At 63.1% G+C, this 17,644-nt stretch carries 17 protein-coding genes and 1 tRNA gene; 2 read left to right on the forward strand and 16 right to left on the reverse strand.

Annotation, left to right across the window (positions count from 1 at the left end; translation table 11 throughout):
- Positions 1-76: 76 nt before the first annotated feature.
- A complete protein-coding gene (locus ACROUL_RS18310; protein WP_431300867.1) occupies positions 77-448 on the reverse strand; it encodes a hypothetical protein in 372 nt (123 codons plus the stop codon).
- Between the two features lie 98 nt (positions 449-546).
- On the opposite strand from ACROUL_RS18310, the gene ACROUL_RS18315 reads away from it, so the two are divergent.
- The gene (locus tag ACROUL_RS18315; protein WP_431300868.1) at positions 547-1,317 is read left to right on the forward strand and encodes an alpha/beta fold hydrolase; all 771 of its coding nucleotides are present in this window, start codon (positions 547-549) and stop codon (positions 1,315-1,317) included.
- Positions 1,318-1,330: 13 nt separating this feature from the next.
- On the opposite strand, the gene ACROUL_RS18320 is transcribed toward ACROUL_RS18315, so the two are convergent.
- From ACROUL_RS18320 to glpD, 11 genes are all read right to left on the reverse strand, one after another.
- Entirely contained in the window at positions 1,331-1,819 is a 489-nt protein-coding gene (locus ACROUL_RS18320) for a cytochrome b (RefSeq protein WP_431300869.1), read from the reverse strand.
- Positions 1,820-1,873: 54 nt separating this feature from the next.
- On the reverse strand, positions 1,874-2,050 hold the full coding sequence (locus ACROUL_RS18325) for a CTP synthetase (protein ID WP_431300870.1): 177 nt from the start codon (positions 2,048-2,050) through the stop codon (positions 1,874-1,876).
- A gap of 66 nt (positions 2,051-2,116) precedes the next feature.
- The gene (locus ACROUL_RS18330) at positions 2,117-3,241 is read right to left on the reverse strand and encodes an iron-containing alcohol dehydrogenase (protein WP_431300871.1); all 1,125 of its coding nucleotides are present in this window, start codon (positions 3,239-3,241) and stop codon (positions 2,117-2,119) included.
- Positions 3,238-4,722: a glycerol kinase GlpK gene (gene glpK / locus ACROUL_RS18335; protein ID WP_431300872.1), complete on the reverse strand. Its 1,485-nt coding sequence runs from the start codon at positions 4,720-4,722 to the stop codon at positions 3,238-3,240. Before glpK ends, ACROUL_RS18330 begins: the two co-directional genes overlap by 4 nt.
- 234 nt (positions 4,723-4,956) lie before the next feature.
- Positions 4,957-6,678 (reverse strand): carbohydrate ABC transporter substrate-binding protein, encoded by a 1,722-nt coding sequence (locus tag ACROUL_RS18340; RefSeq protein ID WP_431300873.1) that lies wholly within the window; start codon positions 6,676-6,678, stop codon positions 4,957-4,959.
- Between the two features lie 89 nt (positions 6,679-6,767).
- Positions 6,768-7,172 (reverse strand): DUF2160 domain-containing protein, encoded by a 405-nt coding sequence (locus ACROUL_RS18345; RefSeq protein WP_431300874.1) that lies wholly within the window; start codon positions 7,170-7,172, stop codon positions 6,768-6,770.
- Positions 7,172-7,975, reverse strand: a complete 804-nt coding sequence (locus tag ACROUL_RS18350) for a carbohydrate ABC transporter permease (RefSeq protein WP_305567298.1) — start codon at positions 7,973-7,975, stop codon at positions 7,172-7,174. The genes ACROUL_RS18345 and ACROUL_RS18350 overlap by 1 nt, the downstream gene beginning before the upstream one ends.
- Positions 7,975-8,847 (reverse strand): carbohydrate ABC transporter permease, encoded by an 873-nt coding sequence (locus ACROUL_RS18355; protein ID WP_431300875.1) that lies wholly within the window; start codon positions 8,845-8,847, stop codon positions 7,975-7,977. The genes ACROUL_RS18350 and ACROUL_RS18355 overlap by 1 nt, the downstream gene beginning before the upstream one ends.
- Entirely contained in the window at positions 8,847-9,917 is a 1,071-nt protein-coding gene (locus ACROUL_RS18360; protein ID WP_431300876.1) for an ABC transporter ATP-binding protein, read from the reverse strand. Before ACROUL_RS18360 ends, ACROUL_RS18355 begins: the two co-directional genes overlap by 1 nt.
- A complete protein-coding gene (locus tag ACROUL_RS18365) occupies positions 9,918-11,006 on the reverse strand; it encodes an ABC transporter ATP-binding protein (protein ID WP_431300877.1) in 1,089 nt (362 codons plus the stop codon). It abuts the gene before it with no gap.
- Between the two features lie 10 nt (positions 11,007-11,016).
- Positions 11,017-12,621, reverse strand: coding sequence for a glycerol-3-phosphate dehydrogenase (gene glpD, locus ACROUL_RS18370; protein ID WP_431300878.1), 1,605 nt, complete (start codon positions 12,619-12,621; stop codon positions 11,017-11,019).
- 248 nt (positions 12,622-12,869) lie between these two features.
- Here glpD and ACROUL_RS18375 point away from each other — a divergent pair, with 248 nt between their 5' ends.
- Complete coding sequence (locus tag ACROUL_RS18375; RefSeq protein ID WP_431301339.1) at positions 12,870-13,634, forward strand: DeoR/GlpR family DNA-binding transcription regulator; 765 nt, start codon at positions 12,870-12,872, stop codon at positions 13,632-13,634.
- Positions 13,635-13,668: 34 nt separating this feature from the next.
- Here the strand turns inward: ACROUL_RS18375 and ACROUL_RS18380 are convergent, their stop codons facing one another.
- The 4 genes from ACROUL_RS18380 to ACROUL_RS18395 all read right to left on the reverse strand — a co-directional run bounded on the left by ACROUL_RS18380 (position 13,669) and on the right by ACROUL_RS18395 (position 17,598).
- Positions 13,669-16,140, reverse strand: a complete 2,472-nt coding sequence (locus tag ACROUL_RS18380) for an AMP-binding protein (RefSeq protein WP_431300879.1) — start codon at positions 16,138-16,140, stop codon at positions 13,669-13,671.
- Between the two features lie 488 nt (positions 16,141-16,628).
- A tRNA-Ala gene (locus tag ACROUL_RS18385) sits at positions 16,629-16,704 on the reverse strand.
- A gap of 39 nt (positions 16,705-16,743) precedes the next feature.
- Complete coding sequence (gene trxC / locus ACROUL_RS18390; protein WP_431300880.1) at positions 16,744-17,205, reverse strand: thioredoxin TrxC; 462 nt, start codon at positions 17,203-17,205, stop codon at positions 16,744-16,746.
- Between the two features lie 75 nt (positions 17,206-17,280).
- A complete protein-coding gene (locus ACROUL_RS18395; protein WP_431300881.1) occupies positions 17,281-17,598 on the reverse strand; it encodes a DUF3775 domain-containing protein in 318 nt (105 codons plus the stop codon).
- Positions 17,599-17,644 lie beyond the last annotated feature (46 nt).

The following is a 17,644-nucleotide window of genomic DNA, read 5'->3' on the forward strand; positions in this document are numbered from 1 at the left end:
CATTTCCGAACGGCGCGGCGGAAGTTCGGAGGGTCATACCGACCACGGCAAGCGCTTCACCCGCAGCCGCTGGCGGTCATAGATACCTGCGCCACAGCAGAAACCCAACAACCAGCAACACCGCAGACAGCACCGCAAACGCCGCCGAACTCAGAATGCTTGCGTAGATCCGACGGCGGCGCAAGGCGGGGTCGATTGCCGTCAGGTGACGGACGCAGATGTCATAGGCATCCGATACCTGGCCTTGGTCGATCTGACGAAGCAGCTTTGGGTTGTGTGCCTTGTTTGCAGCGTCTGCCAGCGCCGCTGCCGCATCGCGCACCCGCCGCGGCAGGCGCCTGGCGCCACGGCTCAGCTTTGCCTGCAGTCCGCGGCCGCCGACAGCCAGCCGTTCGTCCATCAACTGCGCGACCCGATCCGCCATCTGCTGGATGGTTACCGCGCTCATCTCCTGCCACCCCGTTTCCACATGCGCCGAACCTACGGGCGAACCCGGCGGGGTTCAACACCTCTGGCCTGTTTGAAAGCCGCTGGATAGAACGGGGAATGCTCGCAACGATCCATCACCCTGCCACGATGCCCGATGATGCCTTGCCTTTGGTCATAGCGCATGGGCTTTACGGATCGGCGCGCAACTGGGGCGTGATTGCCCGACGTCTGGCTGACCGTCGCGATGTTGTGGCGGTGGACATGCGCAACCACGGCATCAGCCCGCGCAGCGATGTACAGGGCTACCCCGAAATGGCAGCAGATCTGGCCGAGGTGATCGAAAGCCTTGGCGGGCGCGCCGACCTCTTGGGTCATTCGATGGGCGGCAAGGCGTCGATGGTGCTTGCCCTGACCCGACCGGACTTGATCCGTAGGCTGGTGGTGGCGGATATCGCGCCGGTCGCCTACAGCCATGACCAGACGCGGCATGTGCTGGCAATGCGGCGCGTCGACCTTGCGACCGTGACGACCCGTGCCGAAGCGGACGCGGCGCTGGCACCTTCGGTGGACGATCCAGCCTTGCGCGCGTTCTTTCTGCAATCCCTCGACTTTCGCGAAAAGCCGCCGGTCTGGCGGCTGAACCTCGACGTGCTCGAGGCCGAAATGCCAAAGATCGTCGGTTGGCCCGACACCACTGGCCGCTTCGAGGGACCGGCTCTTTTTCTGACCGGGGCCGACAGCGGTTACGTCCGCCCCGAATACCGCGACACAATCCGCGCCCTGTTCCCCAAGGCGCGGTTTGCCAAAATTCCCGGCGCCGGTCATTGGCTTCACGCCGAAAAACCGCGTGAATTCGAGGAAACCGTCCGGGTATTTCTGGAAGCCTAGTGCTGACGCCGGCTTACTGCGCCTTGCGCATCCGGTCCAAAAGGCCGTCCTTCAGCCAGAAATGATGCCAAAGCACGCCAGCGACATGCGCCGCGATCAGCACGATGAACACTGGCTTGCCCAGTTCATGGAGGTCCGCAGCCTCGTGCAACCCGCCGAACCACGCGGCAAGGCCGGTTAGCGGCACCGCCAATATCAACGCGTAGAAGGCCCAATGCACTACCGAAGCTGCGCGCTCCGTCAGTGCCGACCCTGCACCCGTCGCCTCCGGCACGCCGCGACCAAATCGCAGGCCCAGCCGCCACAGGCCAAACAGCAGGACCAGTGTCCCTGCCCCGATATGCCCCAGCGTCATAAGATCGTAATTGGCCACGCCCGTATCGCGCAACGTATCGTAAGCACTGCCGATCTCTTCACCGAAGATCAGGTTGCCGATGATCAGAACCGCAATGATCCAGTGAAGCGTGATCTGGGTTCGGGAATAGGCTTTGGGGGCGGACATTGCATGGCTCCTTCGTTTCAGTCGTCATACGGTCACAATGGCAGTTTCCGTCGCTCAGGCAATCTGTCCGGCGACAATCCAGCTGGCCGGCATCGCCAGCAGAAACCCGATCGCGGCCGCAGCAATGATGGATGTCAGGTCAACCCAACCCAGTGTCAGCGCAATGATGATCGCGCTGCCCATCAGGGCGGCAGAAATCATGGAAAACAGGATCATGGTCAAGCGCAGCATCAGAGGCTCCAGTGTTCTGACTGGATGTCTCATACAGACCACAGCGCTGGACCGCATTGATCAGGATCAGGAGCGGCGCAGAATATCCAGCAGGGCCGCGTCGGGCAGCGAGACCGGATTGCCCTTCATCGACGAGGCCGAGGCCGAGGCGGCAACGATTGCGCCATGATCCTCGGGCCGCACTCCCAGATCTGCCAGATCCGGCAAGCCCGCACTCCGCGCCCAGGTTTGCAGAGCCTGAGGAGCCGCCTCGGCGGTCGTGCCGAAGGCGGCTGCAATGATGTCGCAGACATGGTCGAGCCGTTGGCGGGCGTTGCCCGAGGTGGCAGCGCGGTTGACTGCCAGAACCGGTCCGATCATTGCTCCGCAGATCGCGCCGTGCGCGGCACCGGTCATGCCGCCGATCACCCCAGCAAATCCATGCACCGCGCCCAGCCCGGCATTCGACAGCGCAAGCCCGCCGCACAGGCTGACCCAGGCCATCGTGTCGCGGGCGGCAGGATATTCGCCTTCCATCAGCAGACGCAGCGCTGCAAGGCCGGGGCCGATAACCGGCAGCGTCAGCGCATCGGTGTATGGCGTGGCCTTGGATGAGACGTAGGGTTCAATCACCTGCACCACCGCATCAAGGCCGGAGGCAAGTGTGACCCCCCGTGGGCAGCAGTCGGTAAGCGCCGGGTCCACGATGGCGAGGCGCGCGATCATCCGGTCGTCGCGAAGGCTGACCTTTCGGCCGTGGTCGGGCAGGCCGATCACCGCATTTCGTGTCGCCTCGGCACCGGTGCCACTGGTTGTCGGGATCGCGATGAAGGGCAGCGGCGCGGTAGACAGCGGAAGCGATTTTCCGACCACCTCCAAATGATCCATCGCCGGGCTTTCCGACGGGATCAGCGCAGCAAGCGCCTTGCCCATGTCAAGGACCGCACCGCCGCCAATGGCCGCCACCCATTGCGGGGCGATGGACCGGGCTTGCCCCAACGCCGCGTCAAGGTCTGTCAGAGTTGGCTCACCCGCACAGATGATCGTCAGTGCGTCCGGCAGCGCCTCGGTCAGCCAACGCGCGCGATCAACATTCGCGCCGTGCACGATCACGCCGCGCAGACCGAAGGCTTTGATCAAGCCGGGCGCTTTTGCAGCCTCGCCCCGACCGAACAGGATGCGCGGCGGGCTGGTGATGGCGAACGGGGTCATACCGACATCGTCGCGGCAACCGCCCTGCCCCAGCGAGCGTATTTCGCGGTACGGATCGCTTCGTCCATCGCTGGGGTGAAGCGGCGGTCAAGCGCCCAGCTTTTGGCAAATTCCACCGGCGTGCCGCATACCCCGGCCTGCATCCCCGCCAAGTAGGCAGCTCCGAGAGCGGTGGTCTCGGTCACTTTTGGCCGGTCCACCGGCGCGCCGAGAATATCCGACAGGAACTGCATGGCCCAGTCGCTGGCGGTCATTCCGCCATCCACACGCAGGACACCATCTGCGGCGGCGCCCCAGTCGGCACGCATCGCCTCCAACAGGTCGCGCGTCTGGTAGCCGACACTTTCCAGCGCGGCACGGGCCAGTTCTGCGGGACCGGAGTTGCGCGTCAGGCCGTAGATCGCGCCTCGGCAGTCAGGCCGCCAATAGGGGGCCCCAAGGCCAGTGAAGGCCGGGACGAGGATGACGCCCTGCGCGGCATCCGCGGCTTCAGCGAGGGGCTGGGTCTCCCTCGCCTCGCGGATGATCTTGAGGCCGTCGCGGAGCCATTGAACAACCGCGCCGGCGATGAAGATGGAGCCCTCCAGCGCGTAGGTGGGCTGGCCTTTCAACTGATATGCGATGGTGGTGAGGAGGCGGTTCTTCGACGGGACCATGTCGGCACCGGTGTTGAGCAGGGCAAAACAGCCGGTGCCATAGGTCGATTTCATCATGCCGGGGGCAAAGCAGGCCTGGCCGACGGTGGCGGCCTGCTGGTCGCCGGCGACGCCGAGGATCGGGATCTCGCGCCCGAAAAGGTCGGCGCGTGTGGTGCCGAAGGGGGCGGCGCAGTCGTGGACCTGCGGCAAGAGCGAAAGGGGGATGTCCATCAGGCCACAAATCTCGGTGTCCCATTCACCCTTGGCAATATTGTAAAGCATGGTGCGGGCGGCGTTGGTGGCGTCGGTGGCGTGGACGCGGCCGCCGGTGAGGTTCCAGATCAGCCAGGTGTCCACAGTGCCGAAGGCGAGGTCACCGCGTTCGGCGCGGGCACGGGCACCGGGGATGTGGTCGAGGAGCCATTTGACCTTGGTAGCCGAGAAGTAGGGATCAAGGAGGAGGCCGGTGCGGGCGGTGATCATCGGCTCATGGCCCGCGGCCTTGAGGGCATCGCAGGTGTCGGCGGTGCGGCGGTCTTGCCAGACGATGGCGTTGTGAAGGGGTTGGCCGGTGGCGCGGTCCCAGATCAGGGTGGTCTCGCGCTGGTTGGTGATGCCGATGGCGGCGATGGATGTGGTGGCGATGCCGGCCTTTTCGATGGCGGCGCGGGCGGTGCCGGCGACGGTGGACCAAAGGTCAGCGGGGTTGTGTTCGACCCAGCCGGGGTGGGGGTAGATCTGGGGGAATTCTTCCTGGGCCGAGGCTACGGGGCGGAGGGTTGCGTCGAAAATGATCGCACGAGATGAGGTGGTGCCTTGGTCGATGGCGAGGATGTGGGTCATGGATCGCGGTCCCTCGGGGTCTTGGCGGCGAGGTGTCCCACCGTGGGACATGCAGTGGCCGCTTTTCTTTTCAACGACTTAGCTGACGAATTAACACTCTGGTAAGCTCTTTGGCCGTTTCATCTGTCTTGAAATATCCCCGCCGGAGGCTTCCGTCAGATGCGGCAGGAGCCTCCGGCGGGGATATTTTAGAACAGGTGAATGGGGGCGAGGTGAACCCGCCCCCCTCAAGCCTTAGTTCTGCCAGGACTTGATCAGCTCGTCGTAAGCGATCGTCTTGGGCTCTTCGTCCTCGTTCGCCAGCTTGGCGACCGGAGCGCCCGGCTGGTCGATCCAGTACTGGGCGTCCTTCACTTCGCCCATCTTCGGACCGATGTCGCCCTGCACGCCGGCGCGTTCGATCCGCTCCAGCACTTTTTCCTGCTCGGCGCAGAGGCTGTCCAGCGCTTCCTGCGGGGTTTTGGCACCCGACATGGCGTCGCCGATGTTCTGCCACCACAGCTGCGCCATCTTCGGGTAATCCGGGATGTTGGTGCCGGTGGGCGACCACTGAACGCGGGCTGGCGAGCGGTAGAATTCGATCAGGCCGCCAAGTTTCGGAGCGCGTTCCGTGAAGTGCGGGCTGTCGATGGTGGACTGACGGACGAAGGTCAGGCCAACGTCAGACTTCTTCACGTCGACAGTCTTCGACGTGACGAACTGGGCGTAGAGCCATGCAGCCTGAGCGCGGTCCACCGGGGTGGACTTCATCAGGGTCCACGAACCCACGTCCTGATAGCCGATCTTCTGGCCGTTCTGCCAGTAGACGCCGTGCGGCGAGGGAGCCATGCGCCACTTGGGCGTGCCATCCTCGTTCATCACCGGGGTGCCGGGGACAACCGACGCTGCGGTGAAGGCGGTGTACCAGAACATCTGCTGGGCAATCGCGCCCTGGGCAGGAACCGGGCCGGCTTCGCCGAAGGTCATGCCTTGGGCTTCTGGCGGCGTGTACTTCTGCAGCCATTCGATCGCCTTGGTCACGGCATAGACCGCCGCTGCGTCGTTGGTCGCACCACCACGGGTCACGCAAGAGCCGACCGGACGCGAGTTTTCGTCCACGCGAACGCCCCATTCGTCAACCGGCAGGCCGTTCGGTTCGCCAACGTCGCCCATGCCGGCCATCGACATCCACGCATCGGTATAACGCCAGCCGAGCGAGGGGTCTTTCTTGCCGTAGTCCATGTTGCCCCAGGCCGAGGTCGGCCCGCCCATGTAGGACATGTCGCGGCCGGTGAAGAACTCGGCGATGTCCTCGTAGGCCGACCAGTTGACCGGAACGCCGAGGTCGTAGCCATACTTGGCCTTGAAGTCGTCCTTGGTCTTCTGATCGTTGAACCAGTCGTAGCGGAACCAGTAGAGGTTCGCGAACTGCTGGTCGGGAAGCTGATACAGCTTGCCGTCTGGAGCGGTGGTGAACTTGGTGCCGATGAAGTCGGCGAGATCCAGGTTCGGGTTGGTGACGGCGGCGCCTTCGCCGGCCATCCAGTCGGTCAGGTTGCGAACCTGCTGATAGCGCCAGTGGGTGCCGATCAGGTCAGAGTCGTTGATGTAGGCGTCATAGATGTTTTCGCCCGACTGCATCTGCGTCTGCAGCTTTTCGACGACGTCGCCTTCACCTATCAGGTCATGGGTGACCTTGATGCCGGTGATCGCGGTGAAGGCCGGGGCCAGCACCTTGGATTCGTAGCTGTGCGTGTCGATGGTTTCGGACACGACCTTGATTTCCATGCCTGCATAGGGCTTGGCCGCGTCGATGAACCATTGCATCTCGGCTTCTTGTCCGGCGCGGTCGAGCGTCGAAAGATCGCCGATCTCGGTATCAAGAAACGCCTTTGCGGCCTCGATGTCTGCCCAGGCGGGCAGGCCCAAGGCCATCAGCGCAAGCGCCATGGCGGTTGTGGTCTGGCGTAGTCTCATGTGATTCCTCCCAGAATGTTGAGACGTTCTTACAATCGTCTTGCCTTCGGGCGGGGTGTTGGCCCCCGCCCGGAAGCGGTTTTTCCCGGTCACACCCAGCGGAACACCGCAGCGACGTAGACCAGGCAAAGGATCAGCGCGCCGGTCAGTGGGGCGCCGAAGAAGAAGAGCCAGCCAAGGCAGATGAAGGCCGAGCCCAAGAGCGAGATGAAAAGCCTGTCGCCGCGCGTGGTTTCGATGCGCAGGATGCCGACGCGGGGGGTCTCTGGCCAGCGGATCGCCAGAAGCGTGAAGGTGATCAGAAGGCAGGCGATGATGAAGAAGAAAAGGGCGACCGGAAAGCTCCACGCCATCCAGAAGCCGGGGATCAGTTGCCCGGTCCATTCGCGCACCCCGTCGGCGTCGGTGGGGACAGCCCAGAGCAGGAAGGCGAGGATCGCGGCCATCAGAGCGGCGAGGGCTGCGTAGAGGGTATTCCAGCGGCTGGCGGTCATCACACCCTTCCCAGGGCAAAGCCCTTGGCGATGTAGTTGCGGACGAAGTAGATCACGAGGGCCCCCGGAACGATGGTCAGCACCCCGGCGGCGGCGAGGACGCCCCAGTCCATGCCCGAGGCCGAGACCGTGCGGGTCATCGTGGCGGCGATGGGTTTGGCGTCGGTCGTGGTGAGGGTGCGTGCGAGAAGAAGTTCGATCCACGAGAACATGAAGCAGAAGAAGGCGGTGACGCCGATGCCGCTGGCGATCAGCGGCATGAAGATCTTCACGAAGAATTTGGGGAACGAATAGCCGTCGATGTAGGCGGTTTCGTCGATTTCCTTCGGCACACCGCGCATGAAGCCTTCGAGGATCCAAACCGCGAGGGGGACGTTGAAAAGGCAATGCGCGAGTGCGACGGCGATGTGCGTGTCGATCAGGCCGAAGGCGGAGTAAAGCTGGAAGAACGGCAGCGCGAACACCGCGGGCGGGGCCATGCGGTTGGTCAGAAGCCAGAAAAACAGGTGCTTGTCGCCCATGAAGTTGTAGCGCGAGAAGGCGTAGGCGGCGGGAAGGGCGACGGCAAGCGAGATGATCACGTTCATCGTGACGTAGATCATCGAGTTGACGTAGCCCATGTACCAAGAGGGGTCGGTCAGGATGGTGACGTAGTTCTGCAGCGTCAGGTTCTGCGGGAAGAGCGAGAAGGTCGAAGTGATCTCGGTGTTGGTCTTCAGGCTCATGTTGATCAGCCAGTAGATCGGGATCAGCAGGAACAGCAGGTAAAGCGTCATCACGACGGCGGAGGATTTGATGCGCATCAGCGGTTCTCCTCGCGGTCGAGGTTGGTCATGACGGTGTAGAACACCCATGAGATCAGCAGGATGACGCAGAAGTACATCAGGCTGAAGGCGGCGGCGGGGCCGAGGTCGAACTGGCCGGTGGCCATTTTCGCAAGGTCGATGGAGAGGAAGGTGGTGGAGTTGCCGGGGCCGCCGCCGGTGACGACGAAGGGCTCGGTGTAGATCATGAAGCTGTCCATGAAGCGCAGGAGAATGGCGATGAGGAGGACGCCCTTCATCTTCGGGAGTTCGATGTAGCGGAACACGCTCCACCGGGTCGCCTGGTCGATTTTGGCGGCCTGGTAGTAGGCTTGCGGGATGGACTGGAGGCCGGCGTAGGCGAGAAGCGCCACGAGCGAGGTCCAGTGCCAGACGTCCATCACGATGACCGTAACCCAGGCGTCGATCGCGTCGTTGGTGTAGTTGTAGTCGATGCCGAGGGCCGCGAGGGTGTGGCCGAGAAGGCCGATATCGACCCTGCCGAAAATCTGCCAGATGGTGCCGACGACGTTGAAGGGGATCAGGAGCGGCAGGGAGATGAGGATCAGCACGAGGCTGGCCCAGAAGCCCGATTTCGGCATGTTGAGCGCGATCAGGATACCGAGCGGCACTTCGATCGCGAGGATGATGGCGGAGAACAGGATCTGGCGGCCGAGGGCTTCGTGGAGGCGGTCGGAGGTGACCATCTCTTCGAACCATTCGAGGCCCGCCCAGAAGAACTCGTTATTGCCGAAGGTATCGTTGAAGGCGTAGTTCACCACCGTCATCAAGGGCAGCACCGCCGAGAAGGCGACCAGCACCAGCACGGGCAGCACCAGGAACCACGCCTTGTTGTTCTGCGTCTTGTCCATCAGACCGTCCCTCCCTGCACGCGCCAGTCGTCGGCGTAGACGTTGATCCGGCCCGGCGCGAAGGTGACGCGCGGATCGGCGGGAAGCGACATGCCTTCGGGCAGGATCGCGTTCAGGGGCTGGCCATTCAGGCTGGCGCGGACGATGCGGTGGCGACCGACATCCTCGACCCGCTTCACGGCGACGGGCATTCCTTCGTCCCCAAGGACCACATATTCAGGACGGATGCCGATCTGGGTGCGGCCCTTGATTGGCCCATAGGCCGCACCCAAAGACACCGTGGCGCCTTGCAGGCGCGCCTCGGTGCCGGTCACTTCGGCGTCGAATAGGTTCATCCCCGGCGAGCCGATGAAATAGCCGACGAAGGTATGCGCCGGCGTTTCGAAGAGTTCTTCCGGAGTGCCCATCTGCACGACGCGGCCGTCATACATGACGACGACCTTGTCGGCGAAGGTCAGCGCCTCGGTCTGGTCGTGGGTGACGTAGATCATGGTGTGGCCGAACTGACGGTGCAGTTGTTTCAACTGGGTGCGCAGTTCCCATTTCATGTGCGGGTCGATGACGGTCAGCGGTTCGTCGAAAAGGATGGCGTTCACGTCTTCGCGCACCATTCCGCGACCGAGCGAGATCTTCTGCTTGGCGTCGGCAGTCAGGCCGCGCGCCTTGCGGTTCAGGATGTCTTCCATCCCGATCATCTGGGCGATCTGGTTCACGCGCTTGGCGATGTAGGCGGCATCCATGCCGCGATTTCGCAACGGGAACGACAGGTTGTCGCGCACCGTCATGGTGTCGTAGACGACCGGAAACTGGAACACCTGCGCAATGTTGCGTTCGGTCGTCGCGGCATCGGTCACGTCGCGTTCACCAAAGAGGACGCGGCCCTGCGACGGGCGGACGAGGCCGGAAATGATGTTGAGAAGTGTGGTCTTGCCGCAGCCCGACGAGCCCAGAAGCGCATAGGCGCCGCCATCCTGCCAGACGTGATCCATTTCCTTCAGCGCGTAGTCAGCTTCGGATTTCGGAGTGGCGGAGTAGCTGTGCGCCAGTTTTGAAAGGGTGATCTGGGACATTCAGGCCGCCATCGCATAAGGGGCCGGGGCAGCAAGGCGACCCTCGGCATCGAAGAGGTAGACGTGCGCGGGATCGAGGAAAATCGAGACCTGAGAGCCGGGCTCCAACTGATGCACGCCGTAGACGAGGCCGACCCATTTGTCGGAGCCGTGCGTCAGGTGGACGAAGGTTTCCGAGCCAGTGATTTCCGTCACGCCAAGGGTGCAGCGGAATTCGACTGCTTCGCCGGAGTGGCGGTTCAGGGTGATGTGGTTGGCGCGGAAACCGGCCTGATAGGTACCATCGGGGATCGCGGCGAAGGGGCCGGTTGCGGGGGCATGCGCCGCGCCTGCGAATGTCAGGCGAGCGCCGTCCTTGCGGGAGGGGATGAAGTTCATCGGCGGATCGGAGAAGACGCGCGCGGTCGTCGCATCGGCGGGCTGGCGGTAAACGTGCGGCGTGGGGCCGAACTGGGTAACGCTGCCTTCCCAGAGGGTTGCGGTATTGCCGCCCAAGAGGAGGGCTTCTTCGGGTTCGGTGGTGGCGTAGACGAAGATTGCGCCGGACGCCTCGAAAATGCGGGGGATTTCGATGCGCAGTTCTTCGCGCAGCTTGTAGTCGAGGTTGGCGAGGGGTTCATCCAGAAGGACGAGGCCCGCACCTTTCACCAGCGCGCGGGCAAGGGCGCAGCGCTGCTGCTGGCCGCCCGACAGCTCCAGGGGTTTGCGTTGCAGCATCGGCGTCAGTTTCAGCATTTCGGCGGTCTCGCGCACGGCGCGGTCAACCTCGGCCGACGATTTGCCCATCAGACGCATCGGCGAGGCGATGTTGTCGTAGACGGTCATTGCCGGGTAGTTGATGAACTGCTGGTAGACCATTGCGACCTTGCGGTCCTGCACGCGCTGGCCGGTGACATCCTGGCCCTGCCACAGGATGCGGCCGGTGGTCGGCTTGTCGAGCCCCGCCATCAGGCGCATCAGGCTGGTCTTGCCTGCCGAGGTTGGCCCGAGAAGGACGTTCATCGTGCCGTTTTCCAACGTGAGGCTGGTGGGGTGGATATGCGCCCTGCCCCCGACCGACCGCGACACGCCTTGCAGTTCAAGTGACATTCATCGCCCCCTATTCCGCCGCCGGGCTGATCGCCCGCGACGTGGTGCCTGAGCCGTTCATCTGCATGAATTGATCGAGCGCCGTGATCTGATCCTGCGTCATCCGAAGCCCAAGTTTTGACCGGCGCCAGACAACGTCTGCTGCGGAGGTCGCGTATTCTTTCGAGATCAGCCAGCGCACTTCGGCCTCGGTCAGGGTGGCGCCGAAGTCGGTGCCAAGCGCGGCCGGAGTGCCAGCGTTGCCAAGGATGAGGAATGCGTCGGTGCCATAGGCGCGGATCATCCGGCCGGCCCAGTAGGGCGTGAGGAAGGAATATTGCGCGCTGAGTTTCGCGGTCAGCGCGGCCACGCCGTCAACCGGGAAGTCGCCTCCGGGAAGTGGAACGCGGGCAGTCCAGGCGGGCTTGGCCTTGGGGAAGAACGGGTGGAGTTTTTCGAGCGCGGATTCGGCGAGGCGGCGGTATGTGGTGATCTTGCCACCGAACACGTTCAGAAGCGGCGCGCCGGTGTCATCCAGGCTGAGGACGTAGTCGCGCGTCGCAGCCGTTGCCGATTTCGCCCCGTCATTGTAGAGGGGGCGAACGCCTGAGTAGGTCCACACCACATCGTCTTTTGTGACTGGCTTGGCGAAGTATTGCGATGCGAAGGCGAGCAGGTAATCGCGTTCTTCGTCGGTGCAGACAGCTTCTTTCGGGGCGCCCTTGTGATCCTTGTCGGTGGTGCCGATCAGCGTGAAGTCCTGCTCATACGGGATGGCAAAGATGATGCGGCCATCGGTGCCCTGAAAGAAATAGCAGCGGTCGTGGTCGAAGAGTTTCTTCGTGACGATATGGCTGCCGCGGACAAGGCGGACCCCTTCGGACGAATTGATGCGGGCCACGTTGCGGATGATATCCTCAACCCAGGGGCCACCGGCGTTGACCAAGGCGCGTGCCTGATGGTGGTGGCGGCCGTCGGGGCCTTCGGTGGTGAGGTGCCACAGGTCGCCCTGCCGTTCGGCGGTGACAACCTTGGTGCGGGTCATGATACGCGCGCCACGCTGGGCGGCGTCACGGGCGTTCAGGGCGACGAGGCGGGAGTCTTCGACCCAGCAGTCGGAATATTCGAAGGCGCGGCGGAATTCGGGCTTAAGCGGCTTGCCGGCGGGGTCGGAGGTGAGGTCGAGGCTGCGGGCGGCGGGCAGGATCTTGCGGCCACCCATCGTGTCATACATGAAAAGCCCAAGCCGGATCAGCCAGGCCGGGCGGCGACCCTTGGCCCAAGGCATCACCCAGCGCAGCAGGCGCGAGGTGGGCGTGTCGGATTCGAAACGCATTCCCGGCGACAGCGGCAGCACGAAACGCATCGGCCACGAGATGTGGGGCATCGCCACCAAGAGGGTTTCGCGTTCTTCGAGGGCTTCGCGCACGAGGCGGAATTCGAAGTATTCAAGGTAGCGCAGACCGCCGTGAAACAGCTTGGTCGAGGCGGAGGACGTGCCTTGGGCAAGGTCGCCCTGTTCGGCCAGCGTCACCGACAGGCCACGGCCCGTCGCGTCGCGGGCGATGCCGCAACCGTTGATGCCACCACCAATGATGAAGAGATCGCTGACGATCCCTGCCGAAGTCGATGTCACTGTGGGTTTCCTCCCCGGGCGGTAGAAGGGCTGATCGTCACGATTCCGTCAACCGCTTTATTCGTTTATGCGCGGTTTTTTTGAAACCGAACATAAACGAGCAGCAAGGACCGGAAATTCTGCACTAGCAACGCTGCATTGCGGCGGAAACGTTGGAAACGAAAATCCGCGCGCGTCACAAAAACACTGACAGCCGCTTCGCGCCGTGGCAGAACCGAAAGGGTGACAAACCGAAGAACGAGGAAACTGTGGCGCTCAGCTTCCGTCAGACAGAGATACTGGAGCTGGCCCGCGCAGAGGGGCGCGTGGCAGTAGAGGATCTGGCGCAGCGTTTCGACGTGACGCTGCAAACCATCCGCCGCGACCTTTCAGATCTTGCGGATGCGGGCCACCTTGACCGCGTGCATGGCGGCGCGGTGGTGCGAACCGGCGTGGCAAACATCGGCTACGAGGCGCGGCGGCGGATGAACGAGGCGGCGAAGGCCGCGATCGCGCGGGCCTGCGCGGCGGCGATCCCCGACAATTGCAGCCTGATCATGAACCTTGGAACCACCACCGAGGCCGTCGCGCGCGAGTTGCTGACCCACCGCAACATCACCGTCATCACCAACAACATGAACGTGGCGAACATCCTTGTCGCCAATCCGGGGTGTGAGATTGTGGTGGCGGGCGGCGCGCTGCGCCGTACCGATGGCGGTTTGGTCGGCGAGTTGACGACGCAGTTCTTCGAGCAGTTCAAGGTGGATTACGCGGTGATCGGGGTATCGGCACTGGACCGCGACGGCGATCTGCTGGATTTCGATCTTGCCGAAGTGCGGGTGTCGAAGGCGATCATACGGCAATCACGCAAGGTGCATCTGGTTTGTGACCATTCCAAGCTGGATCGTTCTGCGCCAGCACGGCTTGCTTCGCTTTCAGAGATCACGACGATGTTCACGGACCGGCCGCTGCCCGCCGATCTGGCGCGCAAGTGCGAGGGCTGGGAGACCGAGGTGAGCGTCGCAGAGGTGTAGGGCGCACAACCTGCGCCCTACGGGTGTTGACACCTCAGGCAGCTTTCGCTTCCCGCATTTCGGCAATCGTTGTCAGGAACTTGCGATGAACCCACCTGTAGCAGTGTGCGACAACAACGCCGATGATGATGACGGCTGCCATTTCGGTCCAGGGGCGCGATTCGCCATAGAACTTTCTCACCAGATCCATCGTCGGTTCATGGCAGAGAAAGATGAACAAGGACGCGCCGGCAATTTCCGCGATAACGATTTTTGCCGGGGCTGGCACTACTATGCCACGGACGAAAAGCAGGACCGCACTGCCGCCCATAAGGTAGAATGCCGCGGATGTCGGCCCCCACCCAAGCAGAGCCACGGCGATTGCGGCAGCCATCGCTATAAGGCGAGACCGTGTGTCGGTGACACTTGCAATCACCACGCCAAGCGAGAAGGGCCAAGCGTAATGCCATGGGGTCCGATGGTAATTCCAATCGCCGTTCCAGAGGTATTCCACCGTGCGATCAACGATAACGACCGCCAGCAAGAGGGTCAGCGCACTTTGCATGGGACGGGTCCGGAAAGCCTCGCGCACGGGGCCGATCGAGAACAGCACGGCTGCGGCCAGGAGCAGTTGAAGGTAGATCTCTATGAGGTAGAACAGGAATCCACGGAGTTGGTGCGGATCGACGTAGTTGGAGACCAGCAAGAGGGTGGGCAGTTCGAACTTTCGGGTCACCAATTCGAGCAGGGACACCAAGATCACGGTCGGAACCGCAACATAGAGCACTGTGCCGAGAAGCGTCTTAACATTGCCTGTGCGGATGATTTCCGGCAATTGGAACCGGGTGACAGAGTAGCCCGCCAGCACCATCAGGACGTAAGCCGCCCCCCAGTTGGAGCTGTAAACGAAGGCGCCCGCATGCAGGGCAACGATGCACATAACGAAGAACGCGCGGGTCAGAGTGGCGGATTCTAGCGGACGCCAGATCGTCTTTTCCGGAACCCCTATGTCGCGCTGCAACTCAGCCACGCTAAGTGTTTCCCAAGCGGCCGGCGGTTGACCAAAGTTTTGTTCGAAAGCCAGATTGAACTGGATGTAACGCAATGAATCGCCGCCGAGCGTTTCAAATGTGTCATTCGGCCCGATAGTCTGGCCGGGAAATTCCTGTTGGAACAGCGCAAGGACGGTATTTTTGCCGGCGGAGGGAGCTGCGGGCGGCTGTGCAGGCTCTTTCTGGCGGCCGGAAAACCGTTCGGCAAGCAGACGGCGTTCTACCTTGCCGGTGGCGGTGAGGGGCAGACGGTCCACCGAGATGACGTGGAGCGCGCTACCGGCAACGATGCCCATGGTGTGCAAGGCGGCGGCGGCGGCTTCGTTCACGGCTGCCGTGGCCGTTGGGGCGCCCTGAACCGCGACCAGAATGCCGTCGCCCCGCTGGTCATCGGCAACCCGGGCGACCGCAACCAGCAAGCCGGGGTCCAGACGCGACCGGATGCGTTGTTCAAGCTGGTCGGGGACGATTTTCAGGCCACCGCAGTTGATCAGGTCGTCCGCGCGCCCGTCGAAGAAGAGATGGCCGTCGCGCATATGCCCCAAGTCGTTGGTCTGGAGCCAGCCATCGGCATCCAGAAGATCGTGCAAGCCGTCGGCATCGATGCGTGACCGTGCGACATGCGGGCCGCGGATGCGGATGCGTCCGTCGTCCGCGACTTGCACCTCGGTGAGCCCGACCGCGCGACCGACCGAGCCGAGAAGATGGTCGGGCGTCTGCGACAGGGTCAGGAAGGTGCTGCGGGAGGCTTCGGTCAGGCCGTAATGCTGGACGATCAGGGCATTGGGAAAGAGCGCCCGGACGGCGCGCTTTTCATCGGCGGACATATCCTGCGAGCCGATTTCCATCCACCGCAATTTCGTGCCAGCCGCGCGGATGCTGTCAGGCGAGGCGAGCAGGACGCGCAGCAAGGTGGGCACTACGGAAAGCGCATTCACCTCGCCGGCGGCCAGCATACGGGCAAGTTCGGCCAGATCGAGGCCGCGCGGTGGCAGATAGGCCATGCCGCCGACGGCGCTGATTGCCCGGTAGCGTGCCATGCCGAAGCTGTAGCAGGCGGGAACGGCTACATATTCGCGGATTTCGGACGTCATGCCCATCTGTTCGATGATGCGGTCGGCAGCGTCGGCGAGGTTTGCGTTGGTGAGTAGGATGCCTTTCGGCTGGCCTTCGGTGCCCGAGGTAAAGGTCACCTGCGCGGGCGCGTCGTCGTGCACGAGCGGGTGGCGGGCGCTGAACCAGCCGGACTTATCATCGGGATCAATGCAGCGGTCGATGTTCAGCCCTGGCAGCGCCTGCACTTCCTCGGCGTCAGAAACCAGCACCACCAGCCTGCCCGCAGCCTGAAGTTCGAACACCTGCTCGACAAATGCGAGGGAGTTCTTGCGGACGAGCGCGGTGGCAGGAAGATTTTCAAATGTCACGGTAGCCTCGCTCAAAGAAATTTGGCACTTGTAAACACGGATTGTGGACAAAAGTATGTCCGATGGCGAGCATGCAAACGGCTACTTCGGTGAGTACGGCGCAAAACGATTTGACCGACTGGGGCTTGCGCGTCATTCCATGAACCGGGGTTCGGTGTAGCGCGGTTGTGTCAGCGGAACAATGGGCCTTCGGGAGTGCCGGTCGTCCACTCAGGTGTTCGGTGTGGTGTCAGGAATGGGCAACGTGTGTCGGGTAGGCCGCGCCGTGTGCGGCCCTGCGGCCGTGTCGCCAACCGGGAGAGTTAAACAGAAGGCTCTGCGGATGCAGTTGTGTGTTGGCTCAAGCTAGCGTCAAGCGCGATCTAGGTAACGAAGCGTTCGGAAATGGCCTGCATGGTCTCTTGCTCTCATGGCCTTTCGGCGGTTGGTCGGATGATCCGAGACGAACAAGCAAGAGCCGGATGGCGGGCTAGATGGAGAGACAGGCAAAAGTTGTCTTTGGCTTTGCCTTCGTTTTCAATAAGATAGATTGCGATTAATGGTGGAGCAGAGGGGGATCGAACCCCTGACCTCGTCATTGCGAACGACGCGCTCTCCCAACTGAGCTACTGCCCCGCACCATGGGCGGGTGTTTCGCCGATGGCGTTGGAATTGTCAAGAAACAGGCGGGTGGGATGGGGTGGCGATGTGGGTGCGCACGAAGGCCACGATATCGGCGGCGGGGCGGGCACCGGCGAGGCGGGCGATCTCGCGGCCCCGGTGGTAGAGGATGAGAGCGGGGATGCCGCGGATGCCGGCGCGGGCGCTGATCGAGGAGTGGTCTTCGGTGTTCAGCTTGGCCAGCCGGACATGCGGTGCAAGGGCCTTGGCGGCCTTGGCGAATTCAGGTGCCATCGCGCGGCAGGGACCGCACCAAGGCGCCCAGTAATCGACCAGAAGCGGCAGGTCGTCGGTGCGGGTGGCCTTGTCATGCGCGGCGGCGTCAAGGTCGGCCACGCGGCCATCGGTCAGGGCCGCACCGCAGATACCGCATTTCGGCGCAGCGGCAAGGCGGGCAAGCGGCACCCGGTTGGTTTGCCCGCAGGCGGCACAGGTAAGTTTCACGCTGTCGGTCATGGTACTGTCGCGCGCGGGGCGCCCTCATATTCTACCCGTGGAATATATTGGGCGCGCAGGGGGCGGGCGCAAGGGTCAGAGCAGGTCTTCTTCGGCGCCCGTGACGTCAATGCCCATCGCTTCGAGGCCCGACTCGAGGTTTTCGGCAAGGTGCGGCATACCCATCAGATAATCCGCCGTGGGCACCGTTGCCTCGGAAATCGCGGTGGCGACGGCTTCGGCAAAATCCTCGGGTTCAAAGGCACCGCGACCTACCCAGGCTAGGGCGGTGAGTTCGGCCTTTTCCTCGTCGTTCATCGCGTCGATGAAGGCGCGCAGTTCGCCTGCGCCCACGTCCATCTCGCGGGCGAGGAAGATCACTTGCACGACCTTGCTGGGGCTGATCTCGACCATATGGGGGCCTTTCTTTGGCTGCGGGTATCGTTGCCGAAGCGGGCGC

Origin of the sequence: Tabrizicola sp. BL-A-41-H6, assembly GCF_050632395.1 — a bacterium.
Taxonomy (GTDB): Bacteria; Pseudomonadota; Alphaproteobacteria; order Rhodobacterales; family Rhodobacteraceae; genus JAUYQR01.

Bases quoted from the DNA above. Each gene is read 5' to 3' on its own strand.
- ACROUL_RS18330 (WP_431300871.1), bottom strand. From the start codon at position 3,241: ATGACCCCGTTCGCCATCACCAGCCCGCCGCGCATCCTGTTCGGTCGG.
- ACROUL_RS18360 (WP_431300876.1), bottom strand. From the start codon at position 9,917: ATGTCCCAGATCACCCTTTCAAAACTGGCGCACAGCTACTCCGCCACT.
- ACROUL_RS18395 (WP_431300881.1), bottom strand. From the start codon at position 17,598: ATGGTCGAGATCAGCCCCAGCAAGGTCGTGCAAGTGATCTTCCTCGCC.
- ACROUL_RS18320 (WP_431300869.1), bottom strand. From the start codon at position 1,819: ATGTCCGCCCCCAAAGCCTATTCCCGAACCCAGATCACGCTTCACTGG.
- trxC (WP_431300880.1), bottom strand. From the start codon at position 17,205: ATGACCGACAGCGTGAAACTTACCTGTGCCGCCTGCGGGCAAACCAAC.
- ACROUL_RS18310 (WP_431300867.1), bottom strand. From the start codon at position 448: ATGAGCGCGGTAACCATCCAGCAGATGGCGGATCGGGTCGCGCAGTTG.
- glpK (WP_431300872.1), bottom strand. From the start codon at position 4,722: ATGACCCACATCCTCGCCATCGACCAAGGCACCACCTCATCTCGTGCG.
- ACROUL_RS18315 (WP_431300868.1), top strand. From the start codon at position 547: ATGCTCGCAACGATCCATCACCCTGCCACGATGCCCGATGATGCCTTG.
- ACROUL_RS18350 (WP_305567298.1), bottom strand. From the start codon at position 7,975: ATGCGCATCAAATCCTCCGCCGTCGTGATGACGCTTTACCTGCTGTTC.
- ACROUL_RS18355 (WP_431300875.1), bottom strand. From the start codon at position 8,847: ATGGACAAGACGCAGAACAACAAGGCGTGGTTCCTGGTGCTGCCCGTG.
- ACROUL_RS18340 (WP_431300873.1), bottom strand. From the start codon at position 6,678: ATGAGACTACGCCAGACCACAACCGCCATGGCGCTTGCGCTGATGGCC.
- ACROUL_RS18365 (WP_431300877.1), bottom strand. From the start codon at position 11,006: ATGTCACTTGAACTGCAAGGCGTGTCGCGGTCGGTCGGGGGCAGGGCG.
- ACROUL_RS18325 (WP_431300870.1), bottom strand. From the start codon at position 2,050: ATGCTGCGCTTGACCATGATCCTGTTTTCCATGATTTCTGCCGCCCTG.
- ACROUL_RS18345 (WP_431300874.1), bottom strand. From the start codon at position 7,172: ATGACCGCCAGCCGCTGGAATACCCTCTACGCAGCCCTCGCCGCTCTG.